The organism is Pseudarthrobacter sp. WHRI 8279, from assembly GCF_040224115.2.
Classification (GTDB): Bacteria; Actinomycetota; Actinomycetes; order Actinomycetales; family Micrococcaceae; genus Arthrobacter.
Map to the genome: position 1 here is coordinate 178,307 of NZ_CP168162.1, position 21,376 is coordinate 199,682.

A 21,376-nucleotide genomic window follows, 5' to 3' on the forward strand; every position below is an offset into this window, starting at 1 on the left:
AGGGGTAGAAAAGGATCAGGAAAGGCGCGGGTCCGGGCCGTACTGCGCCGGGGCGCCGAGATGGTCGCGGAGAGTGGTTCCCGCGTAGTCGTGGTGGAACAGGCCCCGTTCCTGCAGCAGCGGAACAACCTGGTCCACGAAAGCGTCGATCCCGTCGGCGTAAACATCGATGGCCAGGGAAAACCCGTCGCAGGCGCCTGCTTCAAACCATTCCTGCATGTGATCGGCGACGTCAGCGGCGGTACCTGTCACAACCGGGTGGTAGTCAATGACGCCGTGCGCCAGCACGTCCCGCAGGGTCCAGCCCTCGCGCGCTACCTCAAGCGCACGGCGGGACCGCGGGTCACCCGGGCTCGGATGGGCAGCGGCAAGCTGCTGCCCATTGAGAGGCTCATCGAGCTGGTCCGGGGAGAGGGGCAGGCCGATCAGCGCACCAAGGTAACGGACGCGCTGGTTGAGATCCACCGACTCATCAAGCTTCCGTCGCCGGTCAAGAGCAGTGCGTCGGGACGAGGCGATGCTGGGCATGAACCCGGCGAAAAGCTTCACCTCGTCAGGGTTCCGGCCAACCCGTTCAGCGGCTGCCCGCAGGGCATCCCGGTGCGCCCGGCCTTCTTCAATAGTGAACGGATTTGCGTATACACCGCTGGCGTAGCGGGCGGCGACCTCCAGCCCGTGGACTCCGCCGCCGGCCTGGAAAATCACCGGCTGTCCTTGCTCCGACGGGGGAATGGGCAGCGGCCCGGCGGAGGACACATGGCGGCCGCGAAGGTTTACCGGCTGGATCCGGGACATGTCGGCGAACCGCTTGCCGTCGACATCACGCACCCAGGCGTCAATGCCCCAGCTGCCCCATAACGCCTGGACAACCTGGACCACCTCGTGGACGCGCTCGTACTTCTGCTCCCGCGGCGGCAGAGTAATTCCGTAATTGGCCGCCGCGTCAGGATGCGAGGTGGGAACGGCATTCCAGCCGGCACGGCCGCGGCTGGCCACATCCAGTGCCTTGAACTGCCGGGCAATCGTGAACGGCTCATTCAGCGTCGTCGATGCCGTCGCGACAAGACCGATCCGCTCCGTCCCGCGCGCCATCGACGTGAGCACCACAAGGGGATCAATGGCGTGATGGGGTGCCTCGCGCTCCAGGTCCACATCGAGAACAGGGGTATCCGCCAGGAAAATCAGCTGGATCTTCCCGCGCTCGGCCGCCTGGGCATAACGCGTCATGACATCCATGTCCACGTAGCTTGAGGGGTCCACCCCGGGCATCCGCCAGGCGCCGGGCTGGGCCCCGTAACCATTGGCCACCTGCAATGCCAGCAGCATTTGAGAGTCAGGGGAAGGGGACATGACGAGATCCTTTGGCTGCAAATCAAGGGGGAAGGGGGTTCCGGGCACAGCCGCAAGCACATGACACGGAAGATAAAAAGGAGATAGTCTCCTCTTAGGAAGAAACGATACGGAGAGTGTCTCCGATTTGTCAATGCAAGGGGTGAACCATGGCCAGAACGGCATCCGGCAGCCGCAGTCCCCGGGCTGACGCCCAGCGCAACAGGGACCACATCCTCGATACCGCCGCACAATACTTTTCCGAGCACGGGGTATCAGGGTCGCTGGACGCGATCGCCAAAAAGGCCGGGGTCGGTGCGGGGACTTTGTACCGCCACTTCCCCAACAGGGAGGCACTGCTCGCAGCCCTGCTGACCGCGCGCGACGAGGAACTCGTCTCGCGGCGTGACGCCATCCGCGCGGAAGGGGCAGGTGCGGCCAGCTGTCTTGAACTGTGGCTTGATGCCCTGATCGAGTGGGCGGGCGCCTTTGATGGGTTGCCTGAACCGCTCCGGACGGCCACCACCACGGAAAAGTCCCCGCTGGGCATCACCTGCCAGGGGTTCATCACCACCACCGACGAGTTCCTGACGGCGGCCCAGGAAGAGGGCACTGCGCGGCCCGAAGTCCGGGGGCGGGACCTTTTCCTCGCCGCGCTGGCTACCAGTTGGGTGCGCGATGCGGCCATGGCTGACGAGCTTTCCACCCAAGCCCTGACATCCCTCGTCAAGAACGGATGGGCTGTGTCCGCTACGGATACCGCGCGCCAGGGGAGACCGTAGACTCGGGTCCATGTCTCTTGGGGGGATGCCGGTTCGGCGCGTAGGAATATTCATGGTTTCGGCTGTTGTGGCCATATCAATGGCGGGGTGTGAGTACAGCGGCCCGGACGAGCCGCCGGTACCTTCATCCCCGCCGCCCGCTACGCCGTCGGCCGCGTCCTTCGAGGAGAACGTCAGCGAAGTGGCGCGTTTGCTTCAGGCTTCCCCTGCCGACCCCGGCCTGCCGTCCGAGGCAGAACCCGCCGGGAAACTGTCCCTTGACCTGGCGCCCGGCGACTATCTGGTCACCGGCGCCTGCGCAGGGGTTTACGGGGCGAAGCTCACCGTTGTGAAAGCCGACGGCGTCCCGGAGGCGTCCAGCTTTGAGTGCACTTCCACGCTGGACCGTTTTGTCAGGCACGACGGCGGTCCCCTCACCATCAGCGCGGTGCCGCCAAGCGGCCGGCCGGCCGCGACGGGCGTCAAGGTGCAGGCCAACCCTGACCGCAGGCTTTCGGAGCTCGAAGACCTTTCAGACTGGGCAGCACAGCAGCTGCAACCGCCTGTGCCCGGCGAGCTGCGGGGCACCGGCAGCGGGAACACAACCACCACCGCCGGCCTGCAGGCCCAGCCGGGCGAGTACGAACTGCAGCTCGTCTGTGCCGGACTGCCGGTAGCCGAGCTGTCCGTGGCCACCTGGAAGGGCGTGGAAGTCCTCGCGCCCGTGCAGGTCCCGTGCAGCGGGAGCGTGTTCAAGGCGCCCGTGGTGCTGCCCACCGAGGGGGCCGACCTCACGATGGGACCCGGCGGCCTGGACAGCCGGTTCGCGTACCGGCTGGTCCCCACAGGCCAGCCCTGATGAAGCCGGGAAGGTTCGCAGTGGCCCGGGCGTAGGGTGGGAGGCGGACGAAAGGAGCATTTCATGAAGAAAATCCTCATGGTACTGACCAGCGTTTCCGAGATCGGCGACACCGGAGAGAAGACCGGCTACAACGTGGCCGAGGCTGCACATCCCTGGAAAGTGTTCAAGGATTCAGGGCATTTCGTCGACTTTGCGTCCATCCAGGGCGGCCAGCCCCCGCGCGACGAGGTGGACACGAAAGATCCCATCCAGGTCGCCTTCACGGAGGATGAGACCACGCGCGCGGGCCTTTACAACACGGCCCGCGTCGACGTCGTTGATCCGGAGCAGTACGACGCCGTCTATCTCGTGGGTGGCCACGGCACCATGTGGGACTTCCCGGACAGTGAGGGCCTGCAGAACCTGGTGGCCAGCGTCTACAACAACGGTGGCCTGGTGGGCGCGGTCTGCCACGGACCGGCCGGCCTGCTGAACGTGGAGCTGGAAAACGGGCTTCGCCTCGTCGAGGGCCGCAAGGTGGCCGCGTTTACGAACGACGAGGAGGTCGCGGCAGGCAAGGACAAGGTCATCCCGTTCTTCCTGGCAGACCGGCTGGAGGAGCAGGGGGCCACACATGTGTCCGCTGACGTCTTTGAAGAGAAGGTTGTGGTTGACGACCGCCTGGTGACCGGCCAGAACCCGGCGTCCGCTGCCGGCGTGGCCAAGGAGATGGAGAAGCTCTTCGCAGCGGTCATCCACCAGGAAAAGGCCGTGGAACAGCACGACGCGGAGGCCCTGCGCGCCGAGAAGGACGCCATCAAGGCAGCTGCCGCCGCGGAAGCGGAGCAGTAACCCCAACGCGCTAGTAAACCTGACGGCCACCCGGATGATTGGGTGGCTGTCAGTTTTTGCGTGCGGGCGGCAGCTACCGCGGTGCCGCTTAGGCTTGGCCTATGTCTACTGATGATGAGAAGGACCCTCCCGTTCCCGCTGACGTTGAGGGCAAGATCCCGAAAAAGGTTCACGACAAGCCAGGCACGAATGATCGTGAGGCAGAAGCCGACGAACCCAACGACTGACTGGTCCTCATGCAGGGCGGCAGTTGCGTACGTTTGTCCGCTACGAAGGGTCGGTGAACTCCAACCCACGCTCTTTCAGCGCGGCTTCGAGGAGACGGATGGCTTTGGGTCCCACGCCATGCAGGGCGAGCAGCTCACCAGGTCCGTGTGACGCCACCTGCACCAGCGTCGTGATGCCCGCCTGCAGCAGGGCGCTGTTGGCCGGCCGGCCCAGAGGAGGCAGGTCCCCGATCTGTGCAGGGGTGTCTCGGGTGCTCATGGGAACAGGGTACCGGGCACCGGTAAGCACTAAGGAGGCCCGCATCAGCCCTTGAGTGGTTGGGCCGACCGCCATACAGTGGCTGCCAACGACACTTCAGGAGAGACGCCATGTCCCTTGTCCGCGTGCACAACTTCTCGGTCTCCCTCGACGGCTTCGGCACCGGCGAAGGCCAACAGTTGGACGCTCCATTCGGCCATGCAGGCACGCGGCTGATGGAGTGGGCCTTCGAGACGCGGACCTTCCGCGCGATGGGCATCCATGGGGAAACGGAAGGATCCTTCGGTGTCGACGAGGCTTTCGCCAGCCAGTGGGGACCCGGGGTCGGCGTCGAAATCATGGGGCGCAACAAGTTCGGTCCCCAGCGCGGTCCCTGGGAGAACGAGGACTGGAAGGGGTGGTGGGGCGATAACCCCGTGTTCCACACTCCCGTGGTTGTCCTGACACACCATCCCCGGCCGGTACTCGAGATGGAAGGTGGAACAACCTTCCATTTCGTTGATGCGGACCCTGCCGCCGCGCTTGAACAGGCCCGAGCCCTTGCGCCCGGCATGGACGTCAGGATCGGCGGCGGCGCCAGTACGGTGCGTCAGTTCCTCGAGGCCGGCCTCATAGACCACATGCATTGTGTCCTCGTGCCGGTCCTCCTGGGCCGGGGTGAACGGCTCTGGGACGGACTCGAGGGCCTCGAAGAACGCTTTGACATTGAAGCGACCCCCTCCCCGCAGGGGGTTGTCCATCTGGTTTTCACCCGACGCGCGGTGGCGTAGGCGGGGGAAAGCCCGACGGCGGCACCAGGGTTCAGCCCGCCACCGCCGCCTTCGCTGCCTGCGAGGCTGCCATCCATTCGCTCAGCCACGGCGCCCGGACGCTGGACGTGATCCGGCAGTCGGCCACGAAGGTCCCCTTGGCGCCGGCGTCGATCCAGTCCTGCAGCGCGGATAGGTCACCAAGCGAGCGGATGACCGCCGACTCAGCACCCAACGCCCGGGCAACCCCGCTGAAGTCTACTTCGGGGATCATCATGGGCTTTTCCGTCAGGCCCTGGGAGCCGTACTGGTGGATCTCGGCCCCGTAGGCGGCGTCGTTGTAGATCACCACAATCGCGCTGCGAGCCGCACCGATCAGCGATTCGAGGTCGGCCAGGCCCATCAGGAAACCGCCGTCGCCGGAGGCTAGCACCAGGGTGCGGCCGTCCTCCACCGCGCGGGCTGCGCCGACGGCGCTGGCCAGGCCAAGACCGATGGACTGGAAGGCGGTCCCCACCATCACTAGGTCCTGCGGCCGCGGGATGTTCCAGTACATCGGCGCCCAGCCGATGAAGTGCCCGCCGTCCTGGACCACCGTACGGCGCTCCGGCAGCACGGCATCCAGTGCGGTGGCAAGGGCGCGCGGGTCCAGTCTGCCGTCGGGGGTCTCGTCCGAGCCTGGGTGGTGGCCGGGGCCTTCAGTCAGACGCCGGGACGCTTCCGTGCGCCAGCCTTCCGCCGCAGCCTCGCCATCCAGCAGCTGGAGCAGACGCGAAGCAGCAGTCTTCGCGTCCGCGCTGACGAACAGGTCCACCCGGGGGTGGGTCGGCTGCAGGCCGGCGTCGATCTGGATGACGGTGCTGTCCGGGCCGAGCAGGTGCCCGAAGCGCATGGTGAAGGGGCTTAGGCTCGCGCCGGCCACCAGGACCACGTCCGCCTCGCCCATGAGGCCGGCCGCGGTGTTCGTGCCGAAACCGCCGGCGACGCCCAGGTACCCCTCGCCGTTGAGGAGGTTGAGCGCCAGGGCGGTTCCGGCGGTCAGGGCGCCCAAGCGGTCGGCGAGATCGCGGAGTTCCGGCCCGGCGCCGGCGAGGTGCGCACCGCGGCCGGCCAGGATCAGCGGCCGCTTGGCACCGGCGAGCAGGCGGGCAACCTGCCCAAGGCCGCCGTCGACGTCGTCCGTCACCTTTGGCGCGTGCGGCGCCGGAAGGATCTCGTCCGCAGCCTCAAGGGGCGCGAGGTCGTAGGGGATGGCAAGCACGACGGCGGTGCGCTTGGTGAGTGCGTACTCCACCGCCTGCCGGGTGATGGGTCCGGCGGCGTCGCGGGTGACGGTGAAGGTGGCCGCGCCGAGGCCCGCGGCGATGGCCGTCTGGTCCACGTCCTGCGGTCGGGCGCCGCTGGTGGGGGCGTCCCCGGTGACCAGCACCACGGGTATCTGCGCCTGGACTGCCTCGGCCAGGGCGGTGAGCGCGTTGGTGTAGCCGGGGCCGTAGGTGGTGGTGCCGGCGGCGAGGCGTCCCGAGGACCGGTAGTAGGCGTCGGCCGCGGCGATCGCGGCGCCTTCATGCCGGACCGGGGTGAAGCGGAGACCGTGCGTCTCCGCGGCGTCCAGGAAGTAGACATTGCCGTTGCCCATGACGCCAAATACATCGCTGACGTAGCTGCTGAGAACCTGTGCCACGCGGCCTGAGACGGTAAGAGTAGTCATGCAGGCATCGTGTGGCCTGCATCTCACATTTGCAATACCCGTGGATGAAGTTGGGACTTTTGGCAGCAGGTGCTGGGAGAAGTGACAAAACGCCCAAGCACGGGTGCCTGCACCGGCTCCTAGTCCGAGGTGCCGGATTCCTGCTCGGACAGGCGGCTGATGAGGCCGTCGTAGCGGGGCGGCATGAGTTCCATGACGGAGATGGCGGTGCTGGTCCGCTGGATCCCGTCGATTTCCAGGATCTGGTTGGTGATGCGGTAGAGGTCGGCGGTGCCGCGGGCCACTACCTTGGCCATGAGGTCTGCGTCCCCGGTGGTGGCATGCACCTCGATGACCTCCGGGATGGCGGCGAGCCCGCTTTCCACTGAGCCGAACCGCGTCTGGCTGATTTCCAGCGAGAGGAAGGCCATCAGTTCGTAGCCGAGTGCGGCGGGGTCCAGCCTGCGGCTGAAGGAGCGGAGCGCGCCGCTGCGCTCCAGCCGTGCCAGCCGGGCGTGGACGGTGTTGCGTGCGACGCCGAGTGTCCGGGAGAGTGCCAGGGCGCTGGCTTCGGGGTCCTTGTCCAGGGCAAGGATGATGCGGCCGTCGAGCGAATCAAGGGTGCGAGTGTTCGCGATGGTCATATTTTCACCACAGATACTAGAAGTTGAGCAGAAGTCCCAATGGCTAGAGCGTATCTTGCAATGTGGGCCGGGTCACTTCCATAGTCAGTCCTCATGACCCCCGATCAACTCCTGACTGCACCGGACACTGCGTTGCCCACCCTTCGTGGCGCCGTCACCGGCCTTCCCTCCTACGTCCCCGGCCGGCGCAGCGCCGGCGCGGACATCGCAGCCCTCGCCAGCAACGAAAGCCACTACGAGCCGCTGCCCGCAGCCATCACCGCGGTGGCCGAAGCGGCGGGCAGGATGAACCGCTACCCGGACATGGCCGCCGTCGAACTCCGCGAACGGATCGCCCGGCACCTGGGTGTCACCGCCGCAGAGGTTGCGGTGGGTCCCGGCAGCGTGGGCGTCCTCCAGCAGATCATCACCGGACTGTGCGACGCCGGGGATGAAGTGATTTTTGCGTGGCGCTCCTTCGAGGCCTACCCCATCCTGGTGGAGCTGGCAGGCGCCCGGCCGGTCCGCATCCCGCTGGACCACCTTGAGGGCCACAACCTCGATGCCATGGCCGCGGCTGTCACCGAGCGCACCAAGGTCATCCTGCTGTGCACGCCCAACAATCCCACCGGCGTGCCGATCAGCCACGAGCGCATCGAGGCGTTCCTAGGCTCTGTCCGCTCCGACATCCTGGTGGTGATCGACGAAGCTTACGTGGAATACGCCGAAGCCGGCAGCGGCCCCGATTCCCTGGCGCTTTACCGCTACAACCCGAACGTCTGCATCCTGCGGACTTTCTCCAAGGCCTACGGGCTCGCCGGCCTGCGCGTGGGATATGCCGTGGCCACACCCGCCATTGCCGAAGGGCTGCGCCGGACCGCCCTGCCTTTCTCCGTGAGCGCGCTGGCCCAGAAGGCGGCCATCGCTTCGCTGGACGCGGGGGAGGAGATGGAAGCGCGGGTGGCCGCAGTGAAGCAGGAGCGCGTGCGGATGGCAGCGCAGCTGGAAGCCCAGGGCTGGAAGCTGCAGCCGAGCCAGGGCAACTTCCTGTGGATCCGTGCCGACGACGATCTTCTGGCGACGCTGGTGGACGCATTCAATGCCGCCGGCATCATGGTCCGCGCGTACCAGGGCGACGGCGTGCGGATCACCGTTGCCGACCCCACCTCCAACGACCGCGTGTTCCGGATTCTGGAAGCCCACGCGGCCTGAAACTTAACTGATCCTCAACCCCAACCTGTTCCACCAACACATCAGAGGAATCCTCATGGAACTCCAGACAAAGACGTCTGCCCGCGCCCTCGGCGCGGCCCTCAAACCGCGCCAGCTCACGATGATGGGCCTTGGCAGCGCTATTGGCGCGGGCCTGTTCATCGGATCTGGCGCCGGCATCCAGGCTGCCGGCCCGGCCGTGCTGGTCTCCTACCTCGTGGCCGGCACCCTCATCATCCTGGTGATGTGGGCCCTCGGCGAGATGGCCGCGGCCAACCCGGACAGCGGTGCGTTTTCCGTCTACACAGCCAAGGCCTACGGGCCGGTGGCCGGCGCCACCGTGGGCTGGCTCTGGTGGATCCAGCTCGTGGTGGTCATCGCGGCCGAAGCGCTTGGTGCGGCAGGCCTGCTGGCGACCATCTTCCCGGCGCTGCCGGTGTGGCTGATGGCCTTCGTGTTTATTGTTGTGCTCACCGCCGTGAACCTGACCAGCGTGAAGAACTTTGGCGAGTTCGAGTTCTGGTTTGCTCTGTTGAAGGTGGCGGCAATCGTGGTGTTCCTGGCTGTGGGCGCTGCCCTGCTCTTCGGCTGGCTGCCTGGCGTGCAGTCGCCGGGCCTGTCCAACTTCATGGGCGATGGCTTTGCCCCCAGCGGTTTCGCCGGGATTGCCACGGCGCTGTTTGTGGTGGCATTCGCGTTCGGCGGCACCGAGATTGTGTCCGTGGCCGCAGCTGAGACCGCCGAACCCGCCCGCAGCGTCAAGAAGGCAGTGCGCACTGTGCTCTGGCGCATCCTGGTGTTCTACATCGGTGCCATCTTCATCATCGCGGCTGTGGTTCCCGTCGGTTCTGAGGGGCTGAAGAGCCCGTTCGCCGCGGTGCTGGAAGCCGCTGGAATGCCCGGAGCGGCTACCGCCATCACTTTGGTAGCCGTCGCCGCACTGCTGTCGGCCCTCAACGCCAACCTCTACGGTGCCTCCCGGATGGCGTACTCCCTCGCGGAGCGGGGCGAGGCGCCCCGCGTGCTTGCCGCCGTGTCCAAGGCGCGGGTTCCTGTGGTCGCAGTCCTGGCGAGCGTCGCCTTTGGCGTTGTCACGGTGGTGCTGGAGCTGGCGTTCCCCGAGATGGTTCTTGGCGTACTGCTGAACATTGTGGGTTCGACGTGCCTGCTGGTGTGGACGTCGGCGCTCCTCGCCCAGTTGGCGCTGCGCCTCCGTGCCGACCGCGAGGGAACCGAGCTTCCGCTGCGCATGCCCGGCTTCCCGTGGCTCACGGTGTTTGGCCTGCTCATCCTCGCGGCAATCTTCACGGTGGGCTTCATCGGCGAGGATTCACGTCCCCAGCTCCTGAGCACCTTCGGACTCGTGGCGGTTCTTGCTGTGGGGTGCTGGGTGAATCACCGCAGGCGGGACACTCGGCCGCGTGTCGGTTCTCCTGAGGGTGACAAGCAGCCGGTGCTCATCGACTGAAATCGGCGGCCGGACTCACGGCGCTGGCTCAAGGCACACAAAGGGCGCGTCCGGCTTTAGCGGGGCGCGCCTTTCGTCGAAACGACCGGTGGCGGTGCCCCGAAGAAGCGGGCGTATCCGTCAGGGGGTCCGCGGCAGCCTGCTGGGTCATGGCGGAGGCCGCCGCCATCATGGCAGCCTTCACGTAGCCAATTCGAGAGCAGAAGGCGCGGCAGGCGGCTGCTGTACGAAGCGGCCGTTGAGCGCGGGTTTGGCGTGCGTCTGGCGTTGGCGAGGTAAGGGCCGGCCATCCATCCGGGGACGGCGAATTCGTGCCAGCACCGGTTCTGCCGTGGCATGAGTCCTATCCGGGAAGCCTTGATCGGGCCAAGTTGAACTGCGCGACGAATTGGGCGCGGGTATTGCCGAGGGGAAACGGAATCGGCTGGTCCTGCAGGAGTGGAAGGCTTGCGTCACGCAATGGCACGGCGAGTAGTGCGTAGAGGTCCGCTTTCACAACAACGACACCTGCGGGATGAAGCGCGACAGCCCGTTCAATGCATCCAGGAATGGCTTCCTGTAGGATTCGCCGCCGCTCGGCTGTGACCAAACCATTTACCGGGTATGACGCGAGATCAATGAGGAAAAAGCCGTCATCGCGGAGGCGTTCCAGCCAGGGACGCTTTCCGCTTCGCTGCAGGTCCGCGTTCGAGGTTCCGTACATAGCTTCAACCACGCCACGGAACAGGTTATCCGGACCAAGCCGGTCTGCAGCGTAGAAAAAATTCCGGGCCGAGTCGTCCCCACCGTCGGCCGGGGCGCTTTCGGCGATCATTAGCAACTTCACGCGGTCAGGCTTCCACTGGCTGCGCAGCTGGGCATACCACGGCACTTCATCCGTCACGCACTCTATATTCGGACGGGCATGAGGCAAATTCAAGGGTTTGCAGTCAACCCGAGAAAGCAGTCAGGGCCATTCATCCACCGCTATCCGTTGTCGAGAGCGATTCGTCATTTAGGGCATGGATAGGGACTCCTGCTCATTTGGCTTTTCGAAGACTGAAAATGTGCTTCTATATCCAAGTTACATTTCTAGCATTGGGGAACTTTGGACACCGAGTTAGTCTCACTAGTCATAAATCTGGTAACTGCACTTTCGGCCGTGGCAGGTGTCGTTCTTGCCACTGTGCTTGGCACGCGGGCGATAGCGATAGCGTCTGAAACCGTAGAACGGGCCTCCTTGGACTACGCGGCCGGGCGGGCAGACCTAATAACGCAATCCAGAGTCGCCTTGTTTGAGGCGATGGCCGAGCTAAAAGCAGCTATGCACGTATTTTGGAAGGAGGATCCGCGGAAGCTCCTGGCTGCAGATCCAGGATCTAGTCGGGCCAAGGAGTTGATTCAGCAACGAAATGCGGCCGAAGTTGAGACGCATCGGGCAATGTACAGGCTGCAGGGCGCTGCCGAAAGGCTCAGGGAGGTGTTGCCGTCGGCGGAAATCATCGAGCGCGAGCGTAGCTGGAAACCCGGCGCAGGTCACGGCACAATTCAAGGAGTGCGTGCACCGATCGGTGTTGATATGCCGGCCACATTGGAGCTCGTAAGACTTTACGAGCGCGGCGCTATGGCACTCTACTTGGCACTAGTCGTAGACAGCCGATACGCAGACCCAAAGCAGGATCCAGACGTTTTTGTAAAGGACTTCCTTACTGAACTGCACCTGTACGATGCAGATGAGGGACGGACTTCATGGTTACCCCGGGTACAGGCTTGGCTTGCGATGCAGCTGTCCGTCATTTCAGATCAAAGCACTCCTGGGATCATTGCTATCAACTTCGTTGAGTCATTCCTCGATAGAGAACTGGCTGAAGCAGTTCACGCTGTTACAGATTCAGTACTTTCAGAAAGTCGTGCCGGAGTAGTCGTGCGCTCATAGGGAACAGAGATCGCGAGGCTGGGGCTATCTGAGGGTGGTCAATCCTCTTGTCCGCCGCGATGACCCAGCCCTGCGAGGGGTAGCTGACGACCGACGACGCTAGTCGCTGGTGGACCCTTCGGTTCGGCGGGGGATGCGCTCGTTTCTTCGTATGCCTGTTTTGTCCATGGCACTACCTGGCTCGAGGAACGTTAGGCACCGGACCTTCGAACAGATTTCCTCGACTCCATAGGTAAGAGACGTCCGGAGCTCGATGAGGTGTTCTTGATACCAATCAGGCTCGCGGGCGGACTCGCGCAAATGCTGGTTGCATGCCACGAGCATCTTCGAGAGTAGAGGACTCGCTTTGGAACGCGGAGGAAGGCTGTTTCGCGTGGTGCGGATCTGCTCACGCACCTCGAGCACGCTGGAGCTTGTGCGTTTAAGGTCGTCCGAGTCTGACGCGCCTTCCACATATTCAGGAGCGAAGGCCCGAAGAGCCCGCCTGTGATGTAAGTCGTGAATTAGGTTAGTCAGGACCTGCTTCTCTGTTCGCCTTTGCTGCAGCAGGAAGGTGCCGTAAGCGATGGCGACAGTTAAGACTGCCCCGATGACAGTTACTAGGACGTCAGGCCAGAAGGTATCCCACATGTGTTGGATTATGCAGTGCAGCAGCCGCTTTCCCAGTTACGACAGGCCGCGATGGTCTAGCATATGGCAGCCAGGGCTCCGTCCATCCATACGATGAATCCTGACGACCCATGACCCAAGGTTTCGTTATGCCCGGGGTCCAGATATTTTGGTCCCGCCCTGCGCAAGCCCCATAAACATCGTCCGGTGCAGGATGTCCACGTGCTTTCGCGAGACCTCCACGGCCTCCTCAACCCGGCCGGCCCGGAGGGCTGCGACGAGTGCGATGTGGTCGTGGTTGGACTTGTGCAGCTTCTCGATGGGGTAGGGGATGAAATAGTCGTAGAGCTCGGCGAGCGTCTCGTGATAGACCTCGACGGCGGTGCCCATTCCTGACGCCGCCCCCACCAGCTGATGAAACCGCTCGTCGGCCTGGTGGTAGACCGACCAGTCGGTGGCCTCGGCCATGTCCCGTGTCAGCCCTTCCAGCTCATCCAGCTGGGCAGCAGTGGCATTGACTGCCGCATAGTGGGTCACCGCGCATTCGAACAGCAGCCTCCGGTCAACCAGCTGGTTCACCGCCTGTGACTCCGCCGGCGAAGCAGAAAGCTCCGACAAAACATCCGTAGGCGGCGAATCCGCCACAAACGTTCCGCCGGCCCGGCCACGCCGGCGCACCACCACACCCTGCTCCGCCAGGCTCGCCAATGCACGCCGCGCCGTGATCGGGCTGACCGACAGGCCCAGAGCCACATCTTCCTGGTCCGGCAGCCGCTCGCCCGGTTTCAAGAGCCCAAGCGAAATCGCCATTCCGATCCGCATTCGCACCGCATCCATCGCACTGCGGCGGTCCATCCCGGGCATCCTGCCGGCGCCAAGGCGCGAGGGCTCGGCGGTGTCCTCCAGCTGACGGGTCATATCCGCTACCTTACGGCCCACGCCGCCCCCTTTCCTTTATTTGTTCATTCTGATCTAATATAACCCGGATCACACCCCAACGCGGAGACAAACCCATGCAACGCATCCTTCCCCTCATCGCTGCCCAGGCCCGGCCGCGGCTCATCGGGGAACCCGTCTCGGCCTTCGCGGACGAGGTCAAAGAAGCCCTAGAAGCCCAGCCGCACAGCAAGCTGGTCGTCTTCCCCGAGCTCCACCTCTTCGGCGACGAAGACCCGGACCTGCAGCGCACCGAAATGCTGCAGGCAAGTGCCGAGCCCCTGGTCGGCCCACGGGTCAAAGAGCTCAAACAACTGGCAAAAGACCTCAATATCTGGCTGGTCCCCGGCAGCGTCTGCGAACGCGGCCCGGAAGGCCAGCTGTTCAACACCCAGCTGGTCCTGTCCCCGGACGGGGAGCTCGCCGGCTACTACCGGAAGATCTTCCCCTGGCGCCCGTTCGAGCCCTACGATCCCGGCGACCGGTTCACCACCGTGGACCTGCCCGGCATCGGCAGGGTGGGCCTGAACATCTGCTACGACGCCTGGTATCCGGAGGTGTCCCGCCAACTCGCCTGGATGGGCGCCGACGTGATCCTCAACGTCGTCAAAACCACCACCCCGGACCGCAAACAGGAACTGATCCTGGCCAAGGCCAACGCCATCGTCAACCAGGTCTTTATGGTCAGCGTCAACTGCGCCGGCCCCACGGGCCAAGGCAAGAGCATCATAGTGGACCCGGAGGGCAACACCCTCGCCGAAGCAGCCGACGATCAGCCGCAGCTGCTCACCGCGGAACTGGACCTTGCCGCCGTCGACCGCGTCCGTACCCACGGCACGGAGAACCTCAACCGCCCCTGGTCGCAGTTCCGCGAGGGGGAGCCCGCCATCGAACTTTCCGTCTACCAAGGCCGGATCAATCCGGCCACTTGGACACCGCCGTCCTACAAGTCCTAAGGAAACACCGTGACAACAACCCTCACCCGTACGCTGAAGCTTCCTTCGCTGGTCCTGTTCGGGCTGGCGTACCTGACCCCGATCATCGTCCTGGGGATCTTCGGCATCATTGCCGAAACCACCGGCGGCGCCGCGCCCGCCGCGTACCTCGTGGCGCTGGTGGCCATGCTGTTCACCGCGCACAGCTACGGCCGGATGGCAATCGCCTTCCCCGTGGCCGGCTCCGCCTACACCTACGTCCGCCGCTCCATCGATTCCCGGGTGGGGTTCCTGGTGGGCTGGGCCGTGCTGCTCGATTACCTCTTCCTGCCCATGGTCATCTGGCTCATCGGCGGCTCCTACCTCAGCGCCCAGTTCTCCGGCATCCCCATCGGCGTCTGGATCGTGGGCTTCATCGTGATCACCACGCTGCTGAACATCCTGGGCATCAAGGTGGCGGACAAGGCCAACTACGTGCTGATGGCGTTCCAGCTGCTGGTCCTGGTGTTCTTCGTGGCGCTGGCCATCGGCAGCGTGGTGTCCGCCAACGGCGCCGGGGGACTGGCCAGCGCGCAGCCGTTCTTCAACGGCACCGCCAGCTTCGCCACCATCTCCGCCGGTGCGGCCATTGCCGCGTACTCGTTCCTGGGGTTCGACGCCGTCACCACCCTCACCGAGGAAACCATCAACCCGCGCCGGACCGTGCCGCGCGCCATCATGCTCGTGGCCCTGATCGGTGGCGGCATCTTCGTGGCCGTGTCCTACGTGACCCAGCTGGTCCACCCCGGCGGCGTGTTCGAGGACTCGGCGTCCGCGGCCAGCTCCATCGCCCTGCAGATCGGCGGGCAGCTGTTCGGCGCCGTGTTCCTGGCCGGCCTGGTGGTGGCGCAGTTCGCCTCCGGCCTCGCCGCGCAGGCCAGCGCCTCCCGCCTGCTGTACGCGATGGGCCGCGACTCCGTCCTGCCCAAGGCGGTCTTCGGCAAGCTCAGCGAGAAGTTCCACACCCCGGTGGCGAATCTGGTGGTCACCGGCATCGTGGGCCTGATCGCGATCTTCCTGGACGTGGCCACGTCGACGTCGTTCATCAACTTCGGTGCCTTCACCGCCTTCACGCTGGTGAACGCCTCGGTGGTGTTCCACTACGTGCGCCAGCGCCGGGCCGGGCAGCAGCTGAACCCGGTGTCCTATGTGGTGGTCCCGGTGATCGGCGCGATCATCTGCGCCTACCTGCTCTCCCGGCTGGACAGCAACGCCATTACGCTGGGTGTGTCCTGGCTGGTGCTGGGCGTGGTGGTCCTGGCCCTGATCACGCGCGGCTTCAAGGCCTCGCCGCCGGAGATGACCGCCACGGAGAAGGCGACGGTCGAGGCCGCCGCCTGACCCTGACAGTTCTGTAGTGTGGCGGCCGGGCCAAGGGAAGGAATGCTTGTGAGGATTGCCTTGGGGCAGCTGGAGTCGGGCGCCGACATCCGCGCCAACCTCGCCGCGATCGACCGGTTTGCCGCGGAGGCAGCGCTCGACGGTGCCGCGCTGGTCGCCTTCCCTGAGTACGCCACCTACGAGAAGAAGAAGGTGGACGCGACGTTCCCCGCGGTGGCCGAGCCGCTGGACGGACCCGTCTGCCGGGAACTCGCCTCTATTGCCCGCCGCCACCGCATCGCGCTGGTGGCGGGCGTGGTGGAAACCTCGGATGAACCGGGCCGGGCGTACAACACGCTGGTGGCTTACGGGCCCGACGGCGGCCGGCTGGCTTCCTACCGGAAGATCCACCTTTTCGACGCGCAGGGGTTCGGGGAATCGGAGTTCATCAGGCCGGGACCGTCCACCGCTCCGGTGGTGTTCGAGCACGGGGGAGTGCGGTTCGGGCTGATGACCTGCTACGACCTGCGGTTCCCAGAGCTGGCCAGGTCCCTGGCCGACGCCGGCTCGCAGGTCCTGCTGGTCTGCTCGTCCTGGGTCCCGGGCGAGCACAAGACGGAACAGTGGCTGGCGCTGAACGCTGCCCGGGCCATCGAAAACAGCGTGTACGTGGCGGGGGTGTGCCAGGCGCCGCCGGTGTCGGTGGGGCGGAGCGTATTGGTGGATCCGATGGGTGTTGTTGAGGCCGACCTTGGGCTGGAGCCCGGGGTGCGGGCGGTGGAGGTTTCGCTGGACACGGTGGACCGGGTGCAGGAGTCGTTCCCGATGTTCCGGCAAAGGAGGTTGTAGGGGGCGAGATCGGTTTCAATGCCCGAAGCTCGAGGACCTTGGCCGGAAGCTTGCCCGAATTGCGGCTATCGCTTCTAATGTGGCTACCCACGATGATAGTTTCGCGAGCGTGGCCCGGTGACACTGGAGGGAGCCGATGCCAGGGGAAAAGGGTATGGAGAGATTTTTCCTGTATATGCTCGTCGCTTGGTAGCTTCTCCTGCCCATAGGCCGTGTAAAGAGTTACCCAAGTTCTTTGTTCTCCGGCGCTATTGGGATTTATGAGGGTTAGAGGGGGTTACATGCGGCAGTATGGCTGGCATGGAGCCAGCCGAGGAGGCTTTTGACAATAGGACGTACTGGACTAAGTGTTAATTCACACATGCTTCTCACTGTCACGGTTGACCAAGATATCGAGCAGTGGCTTTCCTACGTTCACGCCTCGTTCGACAAGCAACTCGGTAATAACGTTACGCAGAGCTATCACAGGAAACTGGATGGCCCCGGAGTCGTCGCTCCAGTTATATGATGCAGCTCGCAGACGTCGCTCATGGGACCACTTTGCATAAGTCGGCACCAAACCTCCCACGCGCATATTCAGGTCGCCGCAGTCCCAACACACGACTAAGTCGATCTCCTGTGGGAGCTTGACCTTTTGCTCGAAATCTGTGATTAGGCTGTCGAAGGACCACTTGAACTCGAGAACGGCGTTCTTTTTGGGATGAAAGTCCGCCGCAATTGCGGCCAGGGCCCCATCATTCTTCATCGCATCGGACTCAATATCCACGAGGGCGTCATACCGGTTAAACCCGGAAATCGCACGCATCGAATAACCTGGGAGAGTCCCTGTCGTTACCAACGCTGTCCAAAGTGCAATAACTTCCTGCTCATTGTCAGGGTCGACGCGGGCAGGAGGCACGCAGCCCAGGTTCTTAAACAACTCAGGGATGATTGAGTTTCCGGCCCGCGCGTTGATGTCCGAGACCCACTTGGTGAGGTCGGAAGCAACCGGCGCCTTGTCTTTCACTTTGAGAGCCCAACGGTAGTCCTTCAACTTGGTCACGACACGCTGCGTCACTCTGTTGATTGCCCTGGTGATGCGCTCGTCCGAGACGATTTTCCTGCCTGTGTCGAGCCCCAGTTCTGAGAACCCGAGGACGATGTGAGTCTGCCTGTCGAGGCCCTGGTCGGAGGTTAACGCCAGCTCAACCGGACGTCCCTGCGGTGCCCCATCCACGGCCAACTTAGCTCCGTACCTCACAACTGCGGCCCGCGTCCCCATCTCCTCGCGCACCTTCTTCAACACGTCGGTGCTGTAGCAGAGGTAGCCCCGTACCCAGACGAGGTGTGAGGCCAAGAGTGCGCGATCGTCGTCGTCCAACAACTCGATCTCGTCCACCAGCTCCTGCGCCGACCATTCATGGAAGATGGCCTGGTGCTTGCGCTCGTGCCGGAAGATCATCTGCGCTATTGGCGTCTTGTCGATCTCCGCCGTGTTGATGCCCACGCGGAACACGGTTTCGGGGAATGGGTAGCCGACCGTTCCTTCCGAAAGGTTGTATCTGGACCGTTCGAACGTGGCCTCATCGGTTACGTCGCCCCGGTCCAGAACGATACGTACATCCATGGGCGTGGCTGGCTCGGCACCCTCCGCCAAGGCGAGACCCACTGGAGTCCTAGCGCACAGGAATGCAGCCCAGGAACGGAGCTCCTTCTTGGCGCTGTCGACATATACGAGGTTATCGAGCGTCCGGGGATCTGACCCAGGATGGAAGGCAAAGTAAACGCCCGTACCGGTTTTGCTGATGGATTCTGCGACCTTGGCAACTACTTCGGGCACATCGAATTCAGCCGTAACTGCCGGCTGAGGCTTTTCGGAGTCAGTCACCCAGCCGTTGGTGTATCGAATCGTGCGCTCCGTCGTGGCGCTGTCACTCCGGGTCCTGATGGCGAGATGGTCGGATACGGCTACGACGTAAGAAAGCCCAACGCCCTTGTAACCAATGGACTTTCCCTGGCTCTTGCCATATGAGAAGCTCGGGATAAAGACCTTTTCGACGATGTCCGGGTCCATGCCGACCCCGTTGTCCTGCACGTAGAAGTAGTGAGCGTTGTTTTTCCGTCGCCCGATTACGATGGTGAGCTTGCCCTTATCATCTTGAGCGGCCACTGGTCGCATCGTGATTGCGTCGACGGCGTTCTGCACCAACTCTGCAAAAATATCAGCTTCGTCTGAGTACGACGTAGTAAGGTTCAGAAGTTCTTTACGGATAAGGTCTCGGCGCGCAGCCTCGTCAAGACTGGTAGTACCAAAAATATCGAGACTCATCAGGCGACCTTTTCTCCGGCGGACATAGCTGTTTGTGATTCTAGCGCAGCCGTCGTCACCTTTTGGCGCGGTTAGGGGAGCAACGAGCTGATCGTTGGATAGGCCTGCCCAGCATGATTAAATTCCCGAGTCCTTGATGATGTCGTGGCCTTGACACCAGGATTCGATAGATGCCAATGGAATTCCAATAAGGAACCGGACCAGCGGAGAGAAATTACAAGTATGTCAACCCGAGTCGAGTAAGAACGGATGTGGCTTACCATGAAATGGAGGTCAGAATGTATTCGGCGATGACCGACTTAGGCTCTCGAGAATGCTGTGCCTGTGGATTGTTGGGGCACGCCGAGAAATACTAAAAGCTCCGTGTCAGCGATGGTCGAAAAGTGAGCCATTTTGTGGACTGGGCGTCTAGTGGTCGTTGCAACACCTGACCATTTAGGAGTTGCAACTGGCAGACATGAAACGACCGCGGAAGTCACGGGGTGCTCCTCCAAGGAACGCTGCACGGGCTCACTATGATCAGCTGATGAAACAGGGAATGCGCAATTCCGAAGCGTGCCGGATCGTCGGAGTCAGCCGTAGTTCCGGCACTCGATGGCGGCGCGGTCACAAAGTTGTTCTGAAGTCCGGCGACGTCAAAAAGATCGCTCCCATCTCCCGTCTAAGACCAGCCGCGATTTCTGCCCGATTTCTCTCCGAGTCCGAACGGATCACGATCGCGGAACTCCTGCATGCGGGGCGAAGCATTCGCGCCTCCACATTGTGTCCAGCCCCATTCCGCGACTGAGGGCGATTCCATAGACCGGACGACCCGGCCTCGATACAGAAGTCGGGAAAGCTTACGAAGTCTACGAGGAACCGGAAATTGAGTCCGCTCACACCGCCCTCAACAAGAGGTTTCCAATCACCGGGCCCGTGGCTGCTTCAGCTTGTCAGAGTCATATTCTTTCTTTGCCTTGGACAGGGAGCGCCGGTGCCATGGTTACCGGATCGCCTGGGACGGCAAGACGCCACCGGCCGCCGTCGATTTCCACGCCGGTTCCGAGTTCTCCGGCTTCCATAGGGGCTAAACGGTGACTCACGAACGTTCCCGCTCGCGGGGACGGCAGGCTGAGTGCGGCAGCAATTTCGGGCTGAGGATGATAGTGCCCAAAAATGACGATGCCCTCGTTCCTCAGCTGTTCCCGAGCCTCACGCACCCGCTTCGAGGAATCGATTTGCTGGGCAACCGTCTCCACGGCGGAATGTTGCACAAGCTCGCCTTGTAAATGACGGAACAACATGTTGACGGCTTTCTGGCCCGAAGATTGACTTACGGCCAGCATGGCCGTTTCGGGATGTTTAACGAGTACGTTGGCCGGCAGAGCACAACCGTCGAAGACCCACAGAATCTGGTCGATCGCCACCTGGGATAAACGAGGGCGTCCGCGGTCCATCGATGCCACTCCTCGCGAGTCAGGGCCCGGGCGAAGGATCCCAAGGCTGAACCGTGAGGTTTCCTCGTTGGCCCACATCACCAAGTAGGGCACTTCACGTTGTTCGGGAACGGGGCGCTCGAGTGTCCAGCCGTCGAGCCTCTCACTCCATGTACACGCGACGTCGGACCCAGCGACCTGGAGCGAAGTAGTGATGCCGTCGTCGAGATTGAGTACCCGTTGGAGCCAAACCTCGATGAGTGGTCCAATATGAGCTGATTCTGCTTTCGTCAGCTGACTCAAATCCCAGCGCCCCGTCCGCCGACCGTCGTAGGCCTGGTCGAGAGCGTTTCGGATGGCACTCCCGCACCGAGCCCCCTCTGGGTCGGCTGCTTGAATCAACCCCTTTATGAGGTGGATTTCCGGGTCCTGGGCTGGAGTAGGCGGAACACCCGTAGTCCTGCGGGGACGCGACTTCAGCGCGGGTTCGGGGCGTTTGTCCGGGGCCGGGGAAGTGGGACGAGCCCGGCGTGCCCTCCGGAATCCAGCAATGTCTTTCGCACTCCCTTGTTCTTCTGCAGCCCATTGTGGGTCGTTGAAAAGAGCGAATGGGTCATCAAAGACGTTAGCAGTCATCGTCCATCACCTTACATGGATAGGGAGATGCTCATTGTCGAACGGGAAAGATGTCTTCCAGAGGTCGGGGGACCGATGGCGGTGCCCCTTTCTGGACCCCTTTATCAGCGTCCTTGGATATACTCGCCTCCAATACGAAGCCCTCAGCGGTGCCAATCCGGCACGAATGGTCAGTTGGTCCTACTGGCTCTGATTCGATCTTGGGTGCTGCGGCCGGAATATATGGCATCAACGTGAACTTCCCACTGGCTTGAGGGCAACCAAACGTAAGCCCTCCGGCAGCTGTGCAAAAGGTCACGCACCCTTGATCAAGAGCGGCCCCAGTGTCCCCGAGACCCCCCACCTACCGGAGCCTTAGGGGACGAGGCGGGTAGAACCACCAGCGCTCTCCAATTTTCCCTCC

At 63.4% G+C, this 21,376-nt stretch carries 19 protein-coding genes; 11 read left to right on the top strand and 8 right to left on the bottom strand.

Annotated elements, in window-relative coordinates; all coding sequences use genetic code 11:
* Positions 1-15: 15 nt before the first annotated feature.
* Entirely contained in the window at positions 16-1,350 is a 1,335-nt protein-coding gene (locus ABRP28_RS00850) for an NtaA/DmoA family FMN-dependent monooxygenase (RefSeq protein WP_350003839.1), read from the bottom strand.
* A gap of 149 nt (positions 1,351-1,499) precedes the next feature.
* Between ABRP28_RS00850 and ABRP28_RS00855 the strand changes: the two genes are divergently transcribed.
* The 4 genes from ABRP28_RS00855 to ABRP28_RS00870 all read left to right on the top strand — a co-directional run bounded on the left by ABRP28_RS00855 (position 1,500) and on the right by ABRP28_RS00870 (position 4,010).
* The gene (locus tag ABRP28_RS00855) at positions 1,500-2,111 is read left to right on the top strand and encodes a TetR family transcriptional regulator (protein WP_350003838.1); all 612 of its coding nucleotides are present in this window, start codon (positions 1,500-1,502) and stop codon (positions 2,109-2,111) included.
* A gap of 52 nt (positions 2,112-2,163) precedes the next feature.
* Entirely contained in the window at positions 2,164-2,949 is a 786-nt protein-coding gene (locus ABRP28_RS00860) for a hypothetical protein (protein ID WP_350003837.1), read from the top strand.
* Positions 2,950-3,012: 63 nt separating this feature from the next.
* Positions 3,013-3,783 carry a type 1 glutamine amidotransferase domain-containing protein gene (locus tag ABRP28_RS00865; RefSeq protein ID WP_350003836.1) on the top strand — a complete coding sequence of 257 codons (771 nt, stop codon included), beginning with the start codon at positions 3,013-3,015 and terminating at the stop codon, positions 3,781-3,783.
* Positions 3,784-3,884: 101 nt separating this feature from the next.
* The gene (locus ABRP28_RS00870) at positions 3,885-4,010 is read left to right on the top strand and encodes a hypothetical protein (RefSeq protein WP_350003835.1); all 126 of its coding nucleotides are present in this window, start codon (positions 3,885-3,887) and stop codon (positions 4,008-4,010) included.
* 40 nt (positions 4,011-4,050) lie between these two features.
* On the opposite strand, the gene ABRP28_RS00875 is transcribed toward ABRP28_RS00870, so the two are convergent.
* Positions 4,051-4,269, bottom strand: coding sequence for a hypothetical protein (locus tag ABRP28_RS00875; RefSeq protein WP_350003834.1), 219 nt, complete (start codon positions 4,267-4,269; stop codon positions 4,051-4,053).
* A gap of 110 nt (positions 4,270-4,379) precedes the next feature.
* Between ABRP28_RS00875 and ABRP28_RS00880 the strand changes: the two genes are divergently transcribed.
* Positions 4,380-5,039, top strand: coding sequence for a dihydrofolate reductase family protein (locus tag ABRP28_RS00880; RefSeq protein WP_350003833.1), 660 nt, complete (start codon positions 4,380-4,382; stop codon positions 5,037-5,039).
* 31 nt (positions 5,040-5,070) lie between these two features.
* Here the strand turns inward: ABRP28_RS00880 and ABRP28_RS00885 are convergent, their stop codons facing one another.
* On the bottom strand, positions 5,071-6,729 hold the full coding sequence (locus tag ABRP28_RS00885) for a thiamine pyrophosphate-binding protein (protein ID WP_350003832.1): 1,659 nt from the start codon (positions 6,727-6,729) through the stop codon (positions 5,071-5,073).
* A gap of 119 nt (positions 6,730-6,848) precedes the next feature.
* A complete protein-coding gene (locus ABRP28_RS00890) occupies positions 6,849-7,352 on the bottom strand; it encodes an Lrp/AsnC family transcriptional regulator (RefSeq protein WP_350003831.1) in 504 nt (167 codons plus the stop codon).
* Positions 7,353-7,445: 93 nt separating this feature from the next.
* Between ABRP28_RS00890 and hisC the strand changes: the two genes are divergently transcribed.
* Positions 7,446-8,543, top strand: a complete 1,098-nt coding sequence (gene hisC, locus ABRP28_RS00895; protein ID WP_350003830.1) for a histidinol-phosphate transaminase — start codon at positions 7,446-7,448, stop codon at positions 8,541-8,543.
* A gap of 55 nt (positions 8,544-8,598) precedes the next feature.
* Positions 8,599-10,011, top strand: coding sequence for an amino acid permease (locus tag ABRP28_RS00900; protein ID WP_350003829.1), 1,413 nt, complete (start codon positions 8,599-8,601; stop codon positions 10,009-10,011).
* A gap of 343 nt (positions 10,012-10,354) precedes the next feature.
* On the opposite strand, the gene ABRP28_RS00905 is transcribed toward ABRP28_RS00900, so the two are convergent.
* Positions 10,355-10,894, bottom strand: a complete 540-nt coding sequence (locus ABRP28_RS00905; RefSeq protein ID WP_350003828.1) for a hypothetical protein — start codon at positions 10,892-10,894, stop codon at positions 10,355-10,357.
* 204 nt (positions 10,895-11,098) lie between these two features.
* On the opposite strand from ABRP28_RS00905, the gene ABRP28_RS00910 reads away from it, so the two are divergent.
* Complete coding sequence (locus tag ABRP28_RS00910) at positions 11,099-11,926, top strand: hypothetical protein (RefSeq protein WP_350003827.1); 828 nt, start codon at positions 11,099-11,101, stop codon at positions 11,924-11,926.
* Positions 11,927-12,682: 756 nt separating this feature from the next.
* Here the strand turns inward: ABRP28_RS00910 and ABRP28_RS00915 are convergent.
* Positions 12,683-13,453, bottom strand: a complete 771-nt coding sequence (locus tag ABRP28_RS00915) for an FCD domain-containing protein (protein WP_350003826.1) — start codon at positions 13,451-13,453, stop codon at positions 12,683-12,685.
* A gap of 95 nt (positions 13,454-13,548) precedes the next feature.
* Between ABRP28_RS00915 and ABRP28_RS00920 the strand changes: the two genes are divergently transcribed.
* The 3 genes from ABRP28_RS00920 to ABRP28_RS00930 are packed head-to-tail and all read left to right on the top strand — an operon-like array spanning position 13,549 to position 16,614.
* Positions 13,549-14,427, top strand: a complete 879-nt coding sequence (locus ABRP28_RS00920; RefSeq protein WP_350003825.1) for a carbon-nitrogen hydrolase family protein — start codon at positions 13,549-13,551, stop codon at positions 14,425-14,427.
* Between the two features lie 9 nt (positions 14,428-14,436).
* Complete coding sequence (locus tag ABRP28_RS00925) at positions 14,437-15,786, top strand: APC family permease (protein ID WP_350003824.1); 1,350 nt, start codon at positions 14,437-14,439, stop codon at positions 15,784-15,786.
* Positions 15,787-15,828: 42 nt separating this feature from the next.
* Positions 15,829-16,614, top strand: a complete 786-nt coding sequence (locus ABRP28_RS00930; RefSeq protein WP_350003823.1) for a carbon-nitrogen hydrolase family protein — start codon at positions 15,829-15,831, stop codon at positions 16,612-16,614.
* A gap of 355 nt (positions 16,615-16,969) precedes the next feature.
* Here ABRP28_RS00930 and ABRP28_RS00935 read toward each other — a convergent pair whose 3' ends face one another.
* Together ABRP28_RS00935 and ABRP28_RS00940 are read right to left on the bottom strand one after the other, a co-directional pair.
* A complete protein-coding gene (locus tag ABRP28_RS00935; RefSeq protein WP_350003822.1) occupies positions 16,970-18,922 on the bottom strand; it encodes an ATP-binding protein in 1,953 nt (650 codons plus the stop codon).
* Positions 18,923-19,860: 938 nt separating this feature from the next.
* Positions 19,861-20,973, bottom strand: a complete 1,113-nt coding sequence (locus tag ABRP28_RS00940; protein ID WP_350003821.1) for a NaeI family type II restriction endonuclease — start codon at positions 20,971-20,973, stop codon at positions 19,861-19,863.
* Between the last annotated feature and the right edge of the window lie 403 nt (positions 20,974-21,376).